This window comes from Streptomyces sp. NPDC059247, assembly GCF_042754005.1.
In the GTDB taxonomy this organism is placed as follows: Bacteria; Actinomycetota; Actinomycetes; order Streptomycetales; family Streptomycetaceae; genus Streptomyces.
Genome location: NZ_JBHYZW010000016.1, coordinates 51,433 through 68,488, shown reverse-complemented (window position 1 = coordinate 68,488; position 17,056 = coordinate 51,433). Strand labels below are relative to the sequence as shown.

The 17,056-nt window shown below is 74.1% G+C and carries 15 protein-coding genes; 1 reads left to right on the top strand and 14 read right to left on the bottom strand.

The window, feature by feature from the left end; genetic code table 11:
• Positions 1-65: 65 nt before the first annotated feature.
• Positions 66-1,151 carry a CaiB/BaiF CoA transferase family protein gene (locus ACFXGN_RS25060; RefSeq protein WP_384863187.1) on the bottom strand — a complete coding sequence of 362 codons (1,086 nt, stop codon included), beginning with the start codon at positions 1,149-1,151 and terminating at the stop codon, positions 66-68.
• Between the two features lie 233 nt (positions 1,152-1,384).
• Here ACFXGN_RS25060 and ACFXGN_RS25055 point away from each other — a divergent pair, with 233 nt between their 5' ends.
• Entirely contained in the window at positions 1,385-1,801 is a 417-nt protein-coding gene (locus tag ACFXGN_RS25055) for an Ohr family peroxiredoxin (protein WP_384863184.1), read from the top strand.
• A gap of 169 nt (positions 1,802-1,970) precedes the next feature.
• Here ACFXGN_RS25055 and hemL read toward each other — a convergent pair whose 3' ends face one another.
• The 13 genes from hemL to ACFXGN_RS24990 form a co-directional block, all read right to left on the bottom strand.
• The gene (hemL, locus tag ACFXGN_RS25050; RefSeq protein ID WP_384863181.1) at positions 1,971-3,272 is read right to left on the bottom strand and encodes a glutamate-1-semialdehyde 2,1-aminomutase; all 1,302 of its coding nucleotides are present in this window, start codon (positions 3,270-3,272) and stop codon (positions 1,971-1,973) included.
• On the bottom strand, positions 3,269-5,350 hold the full coding sequence (locus ACFXGN_RS25045) for an acetate--CoA ligase family protein (protein WP_384863178.1): 2,082 nt from the start codon (positions 5,348-5,350) through the stop codon (positions 3,269-3,271). The genes hemL and ACFXGN_RS25045 overlap by 4 nt, the downstream gene beginning before the upstream one ends.
• On the bottom strand, positions 5,347-6,855 hold the full coding sequence (hemA, locus tag ACFXGN_RS25040; protein ID WP_384863176.1) for a glutamyl-tRNA reductase: 1,509 nt from the start codon (positions 6,853-6,855) through the stop codon (positions 5,347-5,349). Before hemA ends, ACFXGN_RS25045 begins: the two co-directional genes overlap by 4 nt.
• A gap of 4 nt (positions 6,856-6,859) precedes the next feature.
• Entirely contained in the window at positions 6,860-7,879 is a 1,020-nt protein-coding gene (gene hemB, locus ACFXGN_RS25035) for a porphobilinogen synthase (RefSeq protein WP_384863173.1), read from the bottom strand.
• A 263-nt stretch (positions 7,880-8,142) separates the two neighbouring features.
• Positions 8,143-8,943, bottom strand: a complete 801-nt coding sequence (locus tag ACFXGN_RS25030) for an aspartate/glutamate racemase family protein (RefSeq protein ID WP_384863171.1) — start codon at positions 8,941-8,943, stop codon at positions 8,143-8,145.
• Positions 8,912-10,165, bottom strand: coding sequence for an FAD-dependent oxidoreductase (locus ACFXGN_RS25025; RefSeq protein WP_384863168.1), 1,254 nt, complete (start codon positions 10,163-10,165; stop codon positions 8,912-8,914). Before ACFXGN_RS25025 ends, ACFXGN_RS25030 begins: the two co-directional genes overlap by 32 nt.
• Positions 10,162-10,785 (bottom strand): arylmalonate decarboxylase, encoded by a 624-nt coding sequence (locus ACFXGN_RS25020; RefSeq protein ID WP_384863165.1) that lies wholly within the window; start codon positions 10,783-10,785, stop codon positions 10,162-10,164. Before ACFXGN_RS25020 ends, ACFXGN_RS25025 begins: the two co-directional genes overlap by 4 nt.
• Before the next feature lie 418 nt (positions 10,786-11,203).
• Positions 11,204-11,635 carry a 4-oxalocrotonate tautomerase family protein gene (locus ACFXGN_RS25015; protein ID WP_384863162.1) on the bottom strand — a complete coding sequence of 144 codons (432 nt, stop codon included), beginning with the start codon at positions 11,633-11,635 and terminating at the stop codon, positions 11,204-11,206.
• Positions 11,636-11,709: 74 nt separating this feature from the next.
• On the bottom strand, positions 11,710-12,282 hold the full coding sequence (locus ACFXGN_RS25010; RefSeq protein ID WP_366444279.1) for a LuxR C-terminal-related transcriptional regulator: 573 nt from the start codon (positions 12,280-12,282) through the stop codon (positions 11,710-11,712).
• Positions 12,283-12,468: 186 nt separating this feature from the next.
• Entirely contained in the window at positions 12,469-13,404 is a 936-nt protein-coding gene (locus ACFXGN_RS25005; protein WP_384863160.1) for a DMT family transporter, read from the bottom strand.
• Between the two features lie 467 nt (positions 13,405-13,871).
• Positions 13,872-14,807: a LysR family transcriptional regulator gene (locus ACFXGN_RS25000; protein ID WP_384863157.1), complete on the bottom strand. Its 936-nt coding sequence runs from the start codon at positions 14,805-14,807 to the stop codon at positions 13,872-13,874.
• Positions 14,808-14,834: 27 nt separating this feature from the next.
• A complete protein-coding gene (locus ACFXGN_RS24995; protein WP_384863154.1) occupies positions 14,835-15,752 on the bottom strand; it encodes a TIGR03619 family F420-dependent LLM class oxidoreductase in 918 nt (305 codons plus the stop codon).
• Positions 15,749-16,993, bottom strand: coding sequence for an MFS transporter (locus tag ACFXGN_RS24990; RefSeq protein WP_384863151.1), 1,245 nt, complete (start codon positions 16,991-16,993; stop codon positions 15,749-15,751). Before ACFXGN_RS24990 ends, ACFXGN_RS24995 begins: the two co-directional genes overlap by 4 nt.
• Positions 16,994-17,056 lie beyond the last annotated feature (63 nt).

Genomic DNA, 17,056 nt, shown 5'->3' with positions numbered 1-17,056 from the left:
CGTACGCGGCGCCGGGCCCGTACGCCGAAGCGGCACCGGGGCTCATGGCCGACCGCCGTCGCGGGTCAGCCGCGCCACTCCGCGAGGACCTCCTCGGTGTGCTCGCCGGGGAGCGGGGCGCGGCCCGGCGCCTCGGCGGGAGTGCGGCCGAAGCGCGAGGCGGGGGCGGGCTGGACCGAGTCGCCGACGGGCACGAAGGAGCCCCGCGCGGCGAGCTGGTGGTGACCGGCCGCCTCGGCGGCGGTGAGGACCGGGGCCACCCCCGCGTCCACGGCGTCGAAGACCTTCACCCAGTGGTCGCGGTCCCGGGCCGCGAACCGCTCCGCGATCAGGGCGCGCAGGGCGGGCCAGGCGGCCGGGTCGGCGCGGTCCGGCAGCTCCTCGGCCCCGGTCAGACCCAGTTGGTCGAGGAGGTTCCCGTACAGCTTCGGCTCGATGGCGGCGACCGCGAGATGGCCCCCGTCGGCGGCGCGGTAGAGCGAGTAGTGCGGGGCGTCGGTGACGGTGTGGATGCCGGGGGCCCGCCGCCACTGGTGGACCAGGGTGGCGATCAGGGCGGCGCCGTCCGCGAGGGCGGTGTCGACGACCTGGCCGCGCCCGGAGCGCTCGCGCTCGTGGAGGGCGGCGAGCAGTCCCTGGACATGGGCGTTGGCGCCGCCCGCGAAGCTGGAGAGGTACGCGGTCGGGGGCAGCACCGGGTCCCCGGTCGTCGCGTCGGTGTCCAGGGCGCCGGTCAGCGCCAGGACCGCCAGGTCGTGTGCGGCGCGGCCGGCCCACGGGCCCTGCTGGCCCCAGCCGCTGACCCGTCCGTACACCAGGCGCGGATTGCGGGCGAGGGCCGCCTCGGGGCCGATGCCGAGCCGGTCGGCGACGCCGGGGCGGAAGCCCTCGACGAGGATGTCGGCGTGCTCGGCGAGCGCGAGGGCCTGCTCGACGCCCTCCGGGCTCTTGAGGTCGAGGGCGACCGAACGGCGGCCCCGGGACAGCGGGTTCTCCCCCGGGCGCGGTGCGTCGGGGCCGGGCACGGTGCCGGGTGCCCGGTCGATCCGTACGACGTCGGCGCCGAGACCGGAGAGGACGGTGCCGACGTACGCGGTGGGCGCCGCGCCCGCGAATTCCAGTACGCGCACTCCGGTCAGCGGTCCGGCCATGGCCAACTCCCTTGAATTCTCGATTCGGTGACGCGTTCCACGGTATTGCGGCGGGAAGGCGGAAGGACTGCGGAGATCCGTAGCGCCGGGAATTCGGCGGCGCCGGAGACTGGGGGAAATACCGAGCCGACCGGACCCCTCCGGTCCTCCGGCCCTCCGGTCTCTCCGGTTCTCCGATTTCCCGGCTCCCGGTTCTCCGGCCCGCCGGTCCCCCGATTCCGAAAGGCAAGCGAATGGCCGTCGTCTACACCGCCGAGGTCACCTCCACCGGAGACGGGCGCAACGGCGCCGTGCACTCCTCCGACGGGCTCCTCGACCTTCCCCTGTCGAGCCCCAAGGCCGTCGGGGGCTCCGGCACCGCCACCAATCCCGAGCAGCTCTTCGCGGCGGGCTACGCCGCCTGCTTCCACAGCGCGCTCCGGGTCTCCGCGCGCGAGTCGAGGACGGCGCTCACGGACGACACGGTCACCGCCGAGGTCGCCCTGCACAAGGAGGAGAGCGGCTTCCACCTGTCGGTGGTGCTCGGCGTCGTGCTTCCGGGGCTGGCCCCCGCCGAGGCGCGGCGGCTCGCGGAGGCGGCGCACGGCCGCTGCCCGTACTCCAAGGCGGTCCTGGGCAATGTCGAGGTGCGGGTGGACGTCACCGTCTGATCCGGCACCGGCCGGTACGGGCCCCGGCCCGGACCGGCCGCGCCGGACGCAGGGGGAAGCCCCCGTGGCAGCTGCCACGGGGGCTTCCCCGTGTGTCCGGTCCGTTCGGGGGCCTTCCCCCGTGCGGCCGGTCCGCCGTGGTCGTGCCACGGCGGACCGGCCGCATCCGTCACGGTCGCGCCGCCGCCGCGGCACGCGCCGCCGCCGGGAGCGCCTCGACGACCCGGGAGACGGCCCGGTCGTCGTGGGCGGCGGAGATGAACCACGCCTCGAAGGGCGAGGGCGGCAGATAGACGCCCTGGCGGAGCAGTTCGTGGAAGAAGGGCGTGTAGCGGTACGCCTCGGTGGCGCGGACGTCGTCGAAGTCGACCACCTGGTCCTCGGTGAAGAAGACCGAGAACATGGTGCCGGAGTACTGCACCCGGTGGGCCACGCCCTCCTTCGTCAGGGCCGCCGACACCTCGGTGCCGAGGGTCGTGGAGACCTCGTCGAGCCGTGCGTACACCTCGGGGGTGCTGTGCCGGAGGGTGGCGAGGCCCGCGGCGGTGGCGACCGGGTTCCCGGAGAGGGTGCCCGCCTGGTAGACGGGGCCCGCCGGGGCGAGGTGGGCCATGACGTCGGCCCGGCCGCCGAAGGCCGCCGCCGGGAAGCCGCCGCCCATGACCTTGCCGAAGGTCAGCAGGTCGGGGGTGACTCCGTCGCGGCCGAACCAGCCCGCGCGGCTGGCCCGGAAGCCGGTCATGACCTCGTCGGAGATGAAGAGCGCGCCGTGCCGGGCGGTGATCTCCTTCAGGCCCGCGTTGAAGCCGGGCAGCGGCGGGACGGCGCCCATGTTGCCGGGGGCGGCCTCGGTGATCACGGCGGCGATCTCGTCGCCGATCTCCGCGAAGACCTTCTCGACGGAGACCAGGTCGTTGTACGGCAGGACGATCGTGTCGGAGGCCTGGGCGCCGGTGACGCCGGGGGTGTCGGGCAGCGCGAAGGTGGCGAGGCCCGAACCGGCCGAGGCGAGGAGCGCGTCCACATGGCCGTGGTAGCAGCCCGCGAACTTCACGATCTTGCCGCGTCCGGTGAAGCCCCGGGCCAGCCGGATCGCCGACATGGTGGCCTCGGTGCCGGAGCTGACGAGGCGGACCTGCTCGACCGGTGCGACCCGGTCGACGATCTCCTCTGCGAGTTCGACCTCCCCGGTGGAGGGGGCGCCGAAGGAGGTGCCGTGGTCCAGGGCCCGGGTGACGGCCTCGACGACGGCCGGGTGCCGGTGGCCCAGGATCATCGGGCCCCAGGAGCAGATCAGGTCGACGTACTCGTTGCCGTCGCTGTCCGTGAGGTACGGGCCCTGCGCCGAGGCGATGAAGCGGGGGGTGCCGCCGACGGCGCCGAAGGCACGGACCGGGGAGTTGACTCCGCCGGGGGTGACCTTGCGGGCCCGCTCGAACAGGGCCTTGCTCGCGTGCTCTCCGCCGCTCATCGGCCGGTCTCCTCGGTGGTGGCGGGGGCCTCGTCGGCGGCCGGGGCCTCGGTGGTCAGTGCCGCGTCCAGGACGACGGCGCCCGTGGACAGCACGCGCACCGGGTTGAGGTCGAGGGCGAAGCCGGGCGGCCAGTCCTGGACGAGTTCGCCGACCTTGTGCAGGAGTTCGGCGGCTGCCCCGACGTCCACGGCGGCCCGGCCCCGGGTCCCGGCGAGTATCTTGGCGCCGCGCAGTCCGGCGAGCAGTTCGGCGCCCTCGCCCGGGGCCAGCGGCAGCAGCCGGTGGCCGACGTCGTCCAGGACCTCGGTGAAGATCCCGCCGAGACCGGCGGTGAGCACCGGGCCCAGGTCGGTGGTGTGGACGCCGACGATCAACTCGACGCCCTCGTCGACGAGTTCCTCGACGAGGACCCGGCCGCCGAGCGCGGCGAGCCTGGCGTGGGCCCCGGGTGCGGCTTCGGCGGTGACGCCGACCTCGACGCCGCCCGCCTCCGTCTTGTGGAGCAGACCGGGGACGACGGCCTTGAACACGGCGGTGCCGCCGACTTCGGCCACGGCGGCGACCGCGTCCTCGGGGCTCCCGGCGATCCGGCCCTCGGGCACGGCGATCCCCGCCTCGGCGAGGAGGGCCTTCAGCTCCGGCTCGCCGACGCCGTCGCCGGGGCCGGGCACGGTGCCGGGGCGGGGGGCCTCGGGCAGCACCCGGGGGCGGCTGACCTCCCACAGGGCGGCGGCGGCGCGCAGGGCGCGGGCCGGGGTCGGGTACTCGGGGAGTCCGGCCTCGCGCAGGTCGCGCGGGGCGTCGGGGGCGAGGAAGTCGGCGCCGGTGCGGGCGACGAGGATCGGCTTGCCGCCCTTCACGGCGGCCCGGGAGAGGGCGTTGACGGCCTTCTCGACGTCGGGTCCCGCCATCACGCAGAACGCGGCGACGATGATGTCGACGGTCTCGTCGGCGATGAGGACGTCGAGCGAGCGGTCGAAGAGGGACGGGTCGCTGAGGACCGTGGCCGTGATGTCGACGGGGTTGTCGATGGCCCCGAAGGCGGGGACGATCTCGGCGAGCGCCTCCTTGCTGCGCGGTTCCAGGTCGCTGAGTTCGAGTCCGTACGCCTCGACGGCGTCGGCGGCGAGGATGCCGGAGCCGCCGGAGGTGGTGACGACGGCGACGCGGTTGCCGGTGGGGCGCCGCTCGGACTCGAAGACCCGTGCCACGTCGAGGAGTTCGTCGATGTCGTCGACGCGGACGATGCCGAGGCCGCGCAGGGCGGCGTCGAGGACCCGGTCGTCGGTGGCGAGGGCGCCGGTGTGGGAGGCGGCGGCCCGGCCGCCGGCCTCGGTGCGGCCGGACTTGAGCAGGGCGACGGGCTTCCCTGAGCCCGCGAGTTCGCGCAGGGTACCGATGTCGGGGGTGTCCTCCAGATAGCCGAGGAGGCCGGTGACCTCGGGCACGGCGGCGAGTTCGCGGAGGACTTCGAGGGCGGTGACGTCGGCGTCGTTGCCGGTGCTGACGACCCAGCCGGGGCGCAGTCCCCGCTCCAGGGCGAGGCTGGCGGCCCCGAAGCCGAGGGCGCCGCTCTGGCTGACGAAGGCGAGGGTGCCGGGCTCGAAGGGCACGGACTCGGCACCGAAGAGGGGGCTGAAGGTGGCGAGGACGCGGTTCTCGTAGGCGACGGCGCCGATGCAGTTGGGGCCGATGATCCGCAGGCCGCCCGCGCGGGCCCTGGCGACGACCTCCGCCTGGAGGCGGGCGCCCTCCTCGCCGGTCTCGGCGAAGCCGGAGGAGGCGATGACGGCGAGCTTGACCCCGGCGGCCACGCAGTCGTCGACGGCGCCGAGGACCCGCTCGGCGGAGACCATGATCAGCGCGAGGTCGACCGGGCCGGGGGCGTCCTTGACGCTGGGGTAGGCGGGGACGCCGAGGATCTCCGGGGAGCGCGGGTTCACCGGCAGGATGCGGCCCTTGTAGCCGTACCGGAGGAGGTAGTCGAGCGGCTTGCGGCCCAGGGCGCCGGGGCGCTCGCTGGCCCCGATGACGGCGATGGATTCGGCTTCCCAGAGGGCCGAGATGTCACTCATGCGATGGCCTCGATCTTCTTCTCGTTCGGGTCGTTCGTGCCCGCGCCGGGGAGGGTCGCGGTGCCGGGGGTGGTGGGGGTGGTGGAAGTGGTCGCGGTGCCGGGGGTCGTCGCGGTGCCGGAAGTGGCTCCGGCTCCGGAAGTGGCCGCGGCGGCGGTGGCCCCGGTGCCGGGCGTGGTCGCCGCGCCCGGGTGCGCACCGGTGCCGCCGCCGGTCTCCGCCGCCGCGAAGAGCCGGGTGAAGGCGGCGATGTGCCGGGCGCCGTCGGGGTCGGCCGCCAGTTCGCGGACCAGGACGGTCGGCTGGTGCAGCGCCTTGTCGACGATGCGCCGGACGCTGCGGTCGATCTCCTGCCGCGCGGTGCCGTCGAGACCTTCGAGGCGGCGGGCGAGCCGGTCGAGTTCGGCCTCGGCGGCCTCGGCGGCGGCGGCCCGCAGCGCGGTGAGGACGGGCTTGGCCCCGGCGAGCCGGAGGCCGGTGCGGAACTGCTCGACCTCGGCGTCGATCAGCTCGTGCGCGGCCTGGACGCTGGCCGCGGAGATCTCGTCCTCCTGGCCCTCCTCGGCGATCCGGCGGAGGTCGACGAAGGTGACGCCGGGCAGTTCGGCGGCGGCGGGGGCGATGTTGTGGGGCAGTGACAGGTCGAGCAGGAACAGCTCGCGGCCGTCCCGGGCGGCCAGCGCGGCCTCCACGTCACGGGTGGTGACGAGGTGTCCGGTGGCGGCGGTGGCGCCGACGACCACGTCGACCTCGGTGAGCAGCCGGGGCAGGTCCGTGAGGTCGTACCCCACTCCCCCGGTGGTCTCGGCGAGGCGCTGGGCCTTCTCCGGGGTGCGGTTGGCGACGTGCACCCGGTCGAGTCCGGAGCGGCGCAGCGCGGCGACGACGACTCCGGCGAAGGCCCCGGCGCCGATGACGAGGGCGGTCTTGCCGTGCAGGGAGCCGACCCGGCGTTCGAAGAAGCCGAGTCCGGCGGTGGCGAGGGAGCGGCCCGCCTCGTTGAGTCCGGTCTCGTTGCGGGCGCGCTTGCCGACCCGCAGGGCGGTCTGGACGGCCTTGGCGAGGACGCGGCCGGTCCGGTCGAGCCGCTGGGACCGTTCGAGGCCGAGCTTGACCTGGCCGAGGATCTGGTCCTCGCCGACGACGACCGACTCCAGGCCGGAGGCGACGGCGAACAGGTGGCGTACGGCTCCGTCGGCGTGGTGGCTGTAGAGGTGCGGGGCGATCTCCTCGTGGTCGACGCCGGTGTGCTGGGCGAACAGCTCGCCGAGGCCGCTCAGTCCGCCGGGGTCGCCGGGGCCGCCGGACGGGCCCCGGGTCTCGGCGTAGATCTCCAGGCGGTTGCAGGTGGAGACGACGACGGCGGCGTCGATGCCGTCCACGGAGGTCGCGTCGGAGACGAGGTCCTCGGCGGGGCGGTCGGTGCCGGCGAGTCTCTCCAGGAGGTCGAGGGGGGCGCTGGCGTGGCTGATGCCGAGGACCAGCATGGAGGAGGACGAGGTCACCGGGTCACCGGTCCAGGGTCTGGGCGAACTCGGAGGCCCAGTAGGTGATGATCTGGGTGGCGCCCGCGCGGTGGATGGACGCGAGGCTCTCGCGGACGACCTGGTCGCGGTCGATCCAGCCCTTGGCGGCGGCGGCCTCGACCATGGAGTACTCGCCGGAGACCTGGTAGGCGGAGACGGGCACCTGGACGTGGTCGGCGATGAGCCGGACGATGTCGAGGTAGGCGAGGGCGGGCTTCACCATGACGAGGTCGGCGCCCTCGGCCACGTCGAGCGAGACCTCCAGGAGGGATTCGCGGATGTTGCCGGGGAACTGCTGGTAGCCCTTGCGGTCGCCGCGCAGGGTGGACTCGACGGCGTCCCGGAAGGGGCCGTAGAAGTGCGAGGCGTACTTGGCGGAGTAGCCGAGGATGGCCACGGACTGGTGTCCGGCCTGGTCGAGGGCTTCGCGGATGCGGCGGACCTGGCCGTCCATCATGCCGCTGGGGGCGACGATGTGGGCGCCCGCGTCGGCCTGGACGACGGCCGCCTGCGCGTACAGCTCGATGCTGGCGTCGTTGTCGACGTCGCCGTCGGCGTCGAGGACCCCGGTGTGGCCGTGGTCGGTGTACTCGTCGAGGTTGATGTCGCCGATGATCACGGTGGAGTCGCCGACCTCGGCGGTGACGTCCCGCAGGGCGACCTGGAGGATGCCCTCGGGGTCGACGGCGCCGGTGCCGGTGGGGTCCTTGTGCTCGGGGATGCCGAAGAGGATGAGTCCGCCGACCCCGTTGGCGACCGCTTCGGCGGCGGCCTTGCGGAGGCTGTCGCGGGTGTGCTGGAAGACGCCCGGCATGGACGGGATCTCGCGCGGTTCGGTCAGGCCCTCGCGGAGGAAGAGGGGCTGGACGAGGTTGGCGGGGCCGACCCGGGTCTCGGCGGCGAACCGGCGCAGGGCGGGGGTGCGGCGCAGTCGGCGGGGGCGGTAGTAAGGGGCGGCGGGGTCGGTGGCCGCGGTGTTGCGGCCGTAGGCGTCGTACGTCATGAGCGTGACTCCTCGGGAGGCGTACCGGCTGGGGCGGTGGCGGTGGGGTGCGGTCGCACGGTGGAGTGCGGTCGCACGGTGGGACGTGGTCGCGCGAGGGGATGCGGTCGCACGGTGAGGTGCGGTCGCGCGAGGGGTTGGGGTCGGGCGGTGAGGTGCGGGGGGTGTCCTGACGGCCGGAGCGAGTCCGGTGGGGTGGGCGGGACGTTCCCCGGGGGCCCGGACCGGCGCCGGGCGGCGTACACGGCATCTCCTGGCGCGCTCTAGAGCGCCGAGCCGAGGAAGACCTGCTCCAGGTGCTTGGAGACGGGCTCGTCGGGGCGGCTGAACCAGTAGCCGTGGCCGCTGCGCTGGAAGAGCTTCAGCTCGCCCAGCTGGACGAGGGTCTCGGCGAGCTTGACGGCGAGTCCGGCCGGGTCGATCACGGGCAGGCCGTGCAGTTCGTGGATGCCCAGGTGCCAGAGGATCTCGTTGGGGATGCCCTCGGCGGGGATGATGACCTCCGCTCCGGCCTCGGCGGCGCGCAGCGCGGCGGCCGAGTACACCTCGACGAACTCGTCGAAGTCGCCCTCCAGAGAGCGGTGTACGGAGTCCCAGCCGCCGGGGACGACCTCGTAGGAGCTGAGCGAGGACTCCAGGCGGTACTGGCGGATGTTGGCCCTGATGGGCTCTTCGAGCGGCGGCATGAAGCCGAGGACGCCGAAGCGCTGCCCGGTGAGCGCCGAGAGGAAGAAGGCCGTCTCGCCGTAGCCGAGGGTCGGGATGGAGGCGAGGTGGCGGGCGTCGCGCAGACCGGGGTCCTGGCCCGCGGCGATCACCCAGGCGTCGTAGCCCTCCCGTTCGGCGACGAGCGCGGACTCGGAGAAGTGCCTGCTGAAGAGGACCTGGGCGGAGTGGTGGCCGACCAGGCCGAAGGGGGTGCGGTCGGGGTAGGTGTCGGCCGGCAGGGTCTTGATGTCGACGGTGGTGCCGGGTGAGGCGATGGCGTCGAGGTGCTCGCGGTACCACTGGTCGAGCAGCGGCAGGCGTCCCTCAACGGTGTGCTTGTGAAACCAGATCCGCATGTGCGTCACCTTTCAGGGGTCGTGGTGCGACGTCGAGAAGTGACGCCTTGAACAGGTAGTCGGCGGCCGACCGGGGGTCGGCGGCGGTGCGTTTCACGGCGGCGAGGGCCTCGGTGAGTCCGGCCGGTCCCCCGATGCCCGCCGTGCGGGCCTCGCTGCGCGGGATGACGGCCGTCTCGACGACGCTCCTGCGCCGGTCGAGGGCGGCGTCGAGGACGCTCTCCCCCGCCGGGTCGCCGCGCAGCACGGCGGCGAGGGCCCGGCCGGTCTCCACCGCGTCGTGCAGCCCGCAGTTCATGTTCAGGCCGCCCGCGGTGGACGTCAGATGGGCCGCGTCCCCGGCGAACAGCACCCGTCCGGCCCGGTAGCGGGGCAGCAGGAACCGCGCGAGCCGGTAGGTGTGGGCGTCGCCGACGCGGACCGCGCGCCCCGCGTCGCCCGGCAGCGCCCGCTCGACCCTGGCCCGTACGGCGTCGGGGGCGAGGATCTCGTCCCGGTCGGTGCCGCGCGGGACGCGGAAGATCAGCCGCCAGTGGTCGGTCATGCCGAGCGCGCTGTACGAGCCCCGCGGGTCGCGGACGTAGCTGAGCGCGGCGAGCCCGGGGACCAGTTCGTCGAGCGGGGTCTCGGTGACCACGCGGAGCGCGTAGTCGGGGTAGACCTCGGCGGTGCCGGGGAGTCCGGCGAGGTCCCGCAGGACGCTGCGGCTGCCGTCGGCCGCCAGGACGTACGGGTGCCGGGTGGCGGTGGTCCGCCCGGCGGGGTCCTCGGCGCGCAGCCGGACCCCGTCGCCGGTGTCCTCCGCGCCGGTGACGGTGGCGCCGAAGCGGATGTCGGCGAGTCCGGTCGCGGCGAGTTCGGCGAGCAGCAGCGGGGTGAGCCGGGACTGTTCGACGTGGAGCCGGTACGGGTGGCCGGTCGCCCCGGCGAGCAGGGCGTAGTCCAGCTCGGCGTGGACGCCGCCGTCCAGGTCGCGCCACTGGACGCGGTCGACGACGCGGCCCTGGCGGCGCAGGGCCGCCGCGACGCCGAGTTCGTCGAGGAGGTCGAGGGTGGACGGGTGGAAGGTGGAGGCGCGGGACTCGGTGGCGAGTTCCGTACGGGACTCCAGGAGGGCGACCGGGATGCCGGACCGGGCGAGGACGAGCGCGGCGGCGAGTCCGACGGGACCGGCGCCGACGACGGCGACGGGTTCCCGCCGGGAGGCGGCGGGACCGCTCACGACACGGTCACGGCGGTACGGCCGGAGGCGTCGGACCGGTCGCCCCGGGCGGTGCCGGTCCGTTCGGCGAGCCTGCGCAGCAGCGGGTGGGCGTCGGGGCCGTCGGCCGGGACGCCGAGGACGTCCCGGGCCCACCAGGCGCTCGCCAGGTTGGAGGTGAGCAGGGTCCGCGCGCTGTCGCGGCCCAGTTCGGCGAGCGCGTCGAAGGTGAACATGCCGGTGCCGGTGAACAACAGGGTGGCGTCCTCGGGCAGTTCGGCCTCCCGGACCTGGGCGACGAGTTCGTCGGTGGTCACGTCGTACGGGGAGAAGCGGGCACCGGCCCGGATCTTGACGACCCGGTCGACGGCGAGCCCGGCGGCTTCCCAGTAGCCGTGGCTCAGTTCGGTGAGCCACGGCTCGTACGGGGAGACGAGGACGAGCCGCTCGGAGCCCACGGCGCGCGCGGTGTCGAGGATGGCGAGGGCGGCGGAGCGCACGGGCGCGCCGGTCCGCTCGGAGAGTTCCGCGCAGAGGGCGCGGTCGCCGTCCGGGGTGAGCAGATAGTGGGATCCCGTGCAGGAGACGACGGTGGCGTCGGGACGCAGTCCGCCGAAATTCCCCAGGACATCGGGGAGCACTTCGTTGTACTTCTCGAGACGGCCGCGCAGGTCATTTCCGGGAAGGACCGGGAATCGCGCGGTGTGGACATTCAGTGCGGGGCTTACGAGGCCCACGATCTCGGGTTCGGCCGCGGCGTTTCCGGAAGGAACCACCACACCGAGTCGGGGCGCCGATTGCAGAGCCATGAGCGAGTCTCTCCGATCCGTCGGTGCCATTGACATCACCGTACGAGGGAAAAGCACCGCACATCGATACGGGATTCCGCACCCGTGGCCGAATCCGTTCCGTGCACGCGAACGGCGCCGCACCGATGAATACGGTGCGGCGCCGTGGGCGTCCGTAATGCGGGACGGTCCGGAATGCGGGACGTGCGGTCCCCCGGACCATCCGGAATGCGAGATGCCCGTGCGGGGCATCCGGAAAGCGGAAACGGAATTACTGGGCCCGGGTCGCGGCGGCGGCCTCGGCGATGAATTCGTCGATCTTCGCGCGACGGGTGAGGGCGTCGTTGACGGCCCAGTTCCCCTCCGGGATCTCGTTGACGACGAGCCAGACGACCGTGTCGGCGCTCCCGGTCGCCTCCCGCGCGTGCCGGGTCACCTCGGCCCCCAGCGCCTCGTTGCGCTCGGGGGTCAGGAAGCCCTTCAGGGGGGTGAGCACCACCAGGACGCCGGGGGGAGTGCCCGCGCCGGTGACCGCGAGGCCCTTGGGCGCCTCGCGGACGTACACCCAGGTGGCGGAGGCGAAGAAGTCGGTGGGGGGCAGTTGCATGGCGGTCAGCACGGAGGCGGCGACCCGCTGCTGCAGGACCTCCGCGGCGGCTCCGGTGACACTGCCCTCGGGGACGGTTATCTCGACCAGCGGCATGACGACTCCCAGCGGATGTGCGCGCGGATACGGGTGCGCGGATATGGATGGGCGGATACGGGTGAGGTGAAGGATCAGCAGGCCAGCGCGGCTTCGAACCGGTCGATGGCAGCGGCCAGTTGGGCGCGGCGGCGGATGTCGAGCTTCCGGTAGATCCGGGTGATGTGCAGCTCCACGGCGCGGGTCGACACCGTGAAGGACTCGGCGATCTGCTTGTTGGTCAGTCCGTCGAGCATCATCGTGGCGATGCGCCGTTCGTGGGCGGTCAGCTCCTCGCGGACGGCGGTCTCCTCGCGGAGCGCCGGCGGGACGGGCGTCGGGACGCCCCCGCGTATTCGTTCGTGGGTCCCGGCGCCTCCGGTGGACCGTTCCAGACCGGCGAGCACGACATGTCCCATGACCGCGTTCCACTCCCGGACCCGCAGTTCCCCGATGACCTGGGCCTGCGCGTACGGGTCGGCGTACAGGACCCGCAGGAGCGTCCGGCGGTCACGGGCGTCACAGACGAGGAGTTCCCCGGTGCCGTCCCGCCAGGGACCGCCGCCGAGCAGGATGCCGCGTGCGGCCATCCTTTTCCAGTAGGTCCGGTGAGCCTCCCCGAAACTCAGCCGGTCCGTCTCATTGCCACGGAAAACGAGTTCGACCACAAAAGCCACGTACGACTCCCCCACAAAGGCCGGGTGTTTCCACTTGTGACGCTACCACCCACCACCGGCCCCATTAATGAACACAATGTTGCGGTCGGCGGCCCGGCATTTCCTGGGGGAATGGCGGTCGCCCGGCCGTCGGAAACGGCCGGGTGTCGCCCCGCGTCACTGCTTCCCGGGCGGTCGCTAATCGGCCGCCGTCGTGGTCGCCACGGGGGTCGGGGCGGGCGCGGGCTCCGGCTCGGGTGCCGGGCGGGGCTTGCGCCGCAGCAGCCCGGTGGCCGCGAGCACCGCGACGGCGCCGACCCACACGGTCCAGCCGAGCGGCTCCTGGAGCACGGCGGCGCCCAGGACGACGGCGACCGCGGTCATCAGATAGGTGACGGTCGAGGCGACCGTGGCCCCGTCCTTGATGATCAGTTCGAAGTTGAGCAGGGCGGCGAAGCCGGTGCAGACGACGCCGAGGACGAGGACCGCGATCACCGAGTCGGTCCGCCAGGTGACGGCCTGGAGGCCGAGGAACGGGAAGGCGACCAGGAGCATCAGGGTGGCGACGCCGAGCTGCCCGCCCGCGAGCATCAGCGGCGGGATGCCCCTGCCCACCAGGAACTTGCCCATGTACGCGAAGCTGGCGCCGAAGCTGATGGAGCCGAGGACGAAGCAGAGGATGCTCCAGCCGGAGCCCGCGGAGGCGGAGTTCCACGGGGAGGCGATGAGCGCGGTGCCGCCGAGACCGAGCAGCACGCCGCCCGCCTTGAAGCCGGAGACCCGCTTCTCCTGGCCGAGCAGCAGGGCGGCGGCGAGGGTCCAGATCGGGGCGCTGCCGTTGACGACGGCGGCGACGCTGCTGGAGCCGTCGATCTCGCCCTCCGCGTAGAGGGTCCAGGGGATGGCGTTGCCGAGCAGCGCGGCGACCGACAGATGCCCCCAGGTGGCGGCCTCCTTGGGCAGCCGGAGCCCCTTCGCGTAGCCGATCGCGAGGATGACGACGGCGCCGAGGGCGAGCCGGATCAGCACCATCTGCACGGGCGAGAAGCCGTACCCGGCGATCTTGATCCACAGGAAGACGGAGCCCCAGATGAGGCTCAGCGCGGCCAGCCGTGTGTACGTGGCTTTGGACATGGGTGTTTCCGCTCTCCGGAGGAGTCAGGGAAGGAAGGGGGAAGGGGACGCGCGGTACGTTCCGCGGTACGACCACGAGCCTGGCACCGGGGCCCGGCCGGGTCCAGCAACGGCTGGTGGACGGTACCTTCCAGCAGCCGTGGCGAATCACGGACGGCCTTCACGAGCGGGCGCGTTCGCCCTGGTCGGGCGGGGGGGGGTACGGGGCGGGGCCGACCGGCGAGCACGGTCGTATCCGGCACCGGTCGTGCCCGGCGGGCACGTACGACGGGGGCGTACGACGGGAGTGTGCGGCGAGCGCGCACAGCGGGTGCGTCCGGCGGGGGTGAACGGCCGGGCGGCCGGGCGGGTCCGGGCGGATGAGGCCCAGGCCTGAGGCCTGAGGCCTCAGGCTCCGGGCGCGAAGGGGCCCCGATGGGCCCCGCATGGCCCCCGGCACCCGCCCCGCCCCGGTAGGCACCCGGTCGTCAGGCCGTCGCCACCGCCGCCCGTGCCACCGTCCGCAGCGCGTCCAGGACCGCGGCGATCTCCGGCGAGGTCTGGCTGCCCTCGCGGACGGCCGCGAAGACCGTCCGGGACGGCGCGTGTTCGCTGAACGCCCGGATCGTCACCTCCGGCCGGGGCGCCGGTTTGGCGAGCCGGGGCACCAGCGCGACCCCGAGGCCGAGCCGTACCGCCGACAGGGTCGCGTCCCAGTCGCCGATGGCGTGCGCGGCCTGCGGGGTGAACCCGGCGGCCGTGCACGCGGCGACGCCGATGTCGTGGCACATGCCGGTGGTGGCGAAGATCCAGGTCTCCTCGGCGAGGTCGGCCAGGACGAGCCGCTCCCGGTCGAGGAGCCGGTGCCCCTCCGGCAGGGCGATGTCGAAGGGGTCGTCGCAGAGCGCGACCCGGTGGAACCGGCCGTCGGAGCGGCCGTCCTCCCCCGCGCTCCCGGCCGTGCGGGTGGTGTCCGCGGAGATGACGACGTCCGTCTCGCCGCGGTGCAGCAGGGAGAAGCTCTCCGGCGGATCGACCTCGGCGAGCGAGGTCCGCAGCAGCGGCCGGGTCTGCCGCAGCCGCGCCACGGCCGGCAGGATCAGGGCCGAGAGGGTGGTGGAGAACCCGGCGACCGCCACCTGCCCCCGCTCGCCGCTCCGGTGGGCGGCCAGCTCGGCGCGCAACTGCTCGATCTGGGTGAAGACCGCGTCCGCGTGCCGCAGCACGATCCGGGCGGCCTCCGTGAGCCGCAGTCGGCGCCCCGACGGCTCGGTGAGCTGTACGCCCAACTCCCGCCCCAGGGCGCTGATCTGCTGCGAGACGGCCTGCGGAGTGAGGTGGAGCGCCTGGGCCGCCGCGCTGACCGTGCCGCGCTCGCTGAGTTCCCTCAGCACCCGCAGCTTCCGCAGGTCCGGATCGACCATCTCGCGCACCCCTCCCTCACCGACCGGTCATCGTACGCAGCCCGCGTCCAGGTCGATGATCTCCTTGGCCAGTGTCTCCAGGACGTCCAGGTCGCGCGCGGTGCGGCCCGGTTCGCGCCGGTCGCCCGGGTAGGTCGGGTCCAGGACCACCGCCTGGGCGCCCAGGTCCTGGAGGAGTCCGAGGTCGTCGGCGATCTGCCCCAGGGTGCCCTCGCCGAGGAGCCGCCCCGGGCCCAGCGGCCGGGGGGTGACCCGGAGCTTGATCCGGGGGCAGAGGCCGGGGACGGGCCGCTCGTGCTCCTCGGCGACCTGACGGAGCGTCGGCACGCCCACGCCGAGGAGCCAGTCGCCGGAGACGGAGGTGGGGTGCCAGGCGTCGCCGAGGCGGACGGCCCGGCGCAGCGCCCCGTAACTGTGTCCGCCGACCCACACCGGCGGGCCGGGCCGCTGCACGGGCAGCGGCCCGGTGTGCACCTCCCGGAAGGAGACGTGGGCGCCGTCGAAGGAGGCGACCTCGTCCGCCCAGCAGGCCTTGATCGCGGCCAGGTACTCGTCGCTGATCGCACCGCGCTTGCGGTACGGGACGTCGATGACGGCGAACTCGCGGGCCGCCCACCCGGCGGCGGCCCCGAAGACGAACCGCCCGCCGCTGAACCGGTCGATGTTGGCGACGACCCGGGCGGTGTGCACGGGGTGCCGGTACGGAAGGATCGTAACCGTCGTGCCGAGGCCCACGGTCCTGGTGACCCCGGCGAGCCAGGAGAGCGTCGCGAAGGGGTCGTAGAAGGGGGCGGGGAAGAGGTGCTGCACATCGGGGGTGAGCGCCACGTGGTCGGAGACCATCGCGTAGTGGTAGCCCGTCGACTCGACCCGCAGCGCCCAGTCGGCGAGGGCGTCGGGGGTGGCCTCGGGGCCGTAGTTGGGCAGATTGACGCCGAACTTCATGGGGCGTTCCTTTCCAGGTCCCCGTCCGCGGTCGCGTCCGCGGCCCGGGTCCTGTTGGCATGGTCCGTGGTGCTCCGGCCGGTCCTGGCGCCGCGTCCGGCGAACGCCCCGACCGCGGCGAGGTGGAAGAGGACTCCCGCGAGCGCGACCCCGGCGGCGGGGAGCGGGAGCCAGCGGGCGTCGAGCCCGCCGGCGAGGGCGAGGCCGCCGAGCGCGGAGCCGACGGCGCCGCCGAGGTAGGTGGCCGAGCTGTTGAGGCCGACGGCGGCGGCTCCCCCGGCGCCGTCCCCGGCGAGCAGCCGGTGCTGCTGGGGGACGACGAACGCCCAGCCGACCAGGCCCCAGACGAACAGGGGCAGCAGGACGAGACCGGGGACGGCGCCGGTCCAGGGCAGCAGGGCCAGGGCGGTGGCGAGGGTGCCGAGCAGGCTGACGGCGAGGAACGCGGGCCTCCCGGTCCGGTCGACGAGGGCGCCCGCGAGGAAGCTGCCGCAGACCCCGCCGATGCCCCAGACCCACAGGTGGGGCACCGCGCTCCCGATGTCGGCGGTCCGCCGGAGGACCGGCTGGAGATAGGTGTAGAGGCCGAGGCTGGCGACGGTCTGGGTGAAGGTGACGGCGACGACCACGGCGACCCGGGGCCGGGCGAGGGCGCCGAGCCGGGCCCGCAGGTCCGGCGCGGCGGCGCCGGTGACGGCGGGCAGCCGGGTGGCGACGCCGAGCAGGGCGAGCACCCCGAGTCCGGTGATCAGCCACAGCGCGGTGCGCCAGCCGGAGTGGGCGGCGACGAGCAGTCCCAGGGGGACGCCGAGGACGGTTCCGGCGCTCATGCCGCCGAGGACGAGGCCGAGGGCCCGGCCGCGCCGCTCGGGCGGGACGAGCGCTCCGGCGGCGGTGGCCGCCGCCGGGGTGAAGAGGCCCGCGCCCGCGCCCGCGAGGGCCCGGGTGCCGAGGAGTCCGGCGTACGAACCGGTCAGTGCCGTACCGGCGTTGGCGAGGACGAAGACGACGAGTGCGGTGATCAGGACGGTCCGGGTGCCCCAGCGCGCGAGAACGGCCGAGAACAGGGGCGCCGCCAGGGCGTAGCAGAGGGTGAAGACGGTGACGGACTGTCCCGCCAGGGAGACGGAGACCTCCAGGTCGGCGCCGATGCCGGGGAGGAGCCCCGCCATCGCGTAGGCGTCGGTCCCCATGGCGAAGGAGCCGAGCGCGAGCAGGGCCACCGCGCGCGTGCCGCCCATCACACCCCCTTGTGTGCGTGTGTCGTGTGGTTCGGTGCGTACGGGTACGGGCGGGTACGTCGT

Coding starts and splice junctions, on each gene's coding strand:
- ACFXGN_RS25060 (WP_384863187.1), bottom strand. CDS start 1,151: ATGGCCGGACCGCTGACCGGAGTGCGCGTACTGGAATTCGCGGGCGCG.
- ACFXGN_RS25055 (WP_384863184.1), top strand. CDS start 1,385: ATGGCCGTCGTCTACACCGCCGAGGTCACCTCCACCGGAGACGGGCGC.
- hemL (WP_384863181.1), bottom strand. CDS start 3,272: ATGAGCGGCGGAGAGCACGCGAGCAAGGCCCTGTTCGAGCGGGCCCGC.
- ACFXGN_RS25045 (WP_384863178.1), bottom strand. CDS start 5,350: ATGAGTGACATCTCGGCCCTCTGGGAAGCCGAATCCATCGCCGTCATC.
- hemB (WP_384863173.1), bottom strand. CDS start 7,879: ATGACGTACGACGCCTACGGCCGCAACACCGCGGCCACCGACCCCGCC.
- ACFXGN_RS25030 (WP_384863171.1), bottom strand. CDS start 8,943: ATGCGGATCTGGTTTCACAAGCACACCGTTGAGGGACGCCTGCCGCTG.
- ACFXGN_RS25015 (WP_384863162.1), bottom strand. CDS start 11,635: ATGCCGCTGGTCGAGATAACCGTCCCCGAGGGCAGTGTCACCGGAGCC.
- ACFXGN_RS25005 (WP_384863160.1), bottom strand. CDS start 13,404: ATGTCCAAAGCCACGTACACACGGCTGGCCGCGCTGAGCCTCATCTGG.
- ACFXGN_RS25000 (WP_384863157.1), bottom strand. CDS start 14,807: ATGGTCGATCCGGACCTGCGGAAGCTGCGGGTGCTGAGGGAACTCAGC.
- ACFXGN_RS24995 (WP_384863154.1), bottom strand. CDS start 15,752: ATGAAGTTCGGCGTCAATCTGCCCAACTACGGCCCCGAGGCCACCCCC.
- ACFXGN_RS24990 (WP_384863151.1), bottom strand. CDS start 16,993: ATGGGCGGCACGCGCGCGGTGGCCCTGCTCGCGCTCGGCTCCTTCGCC.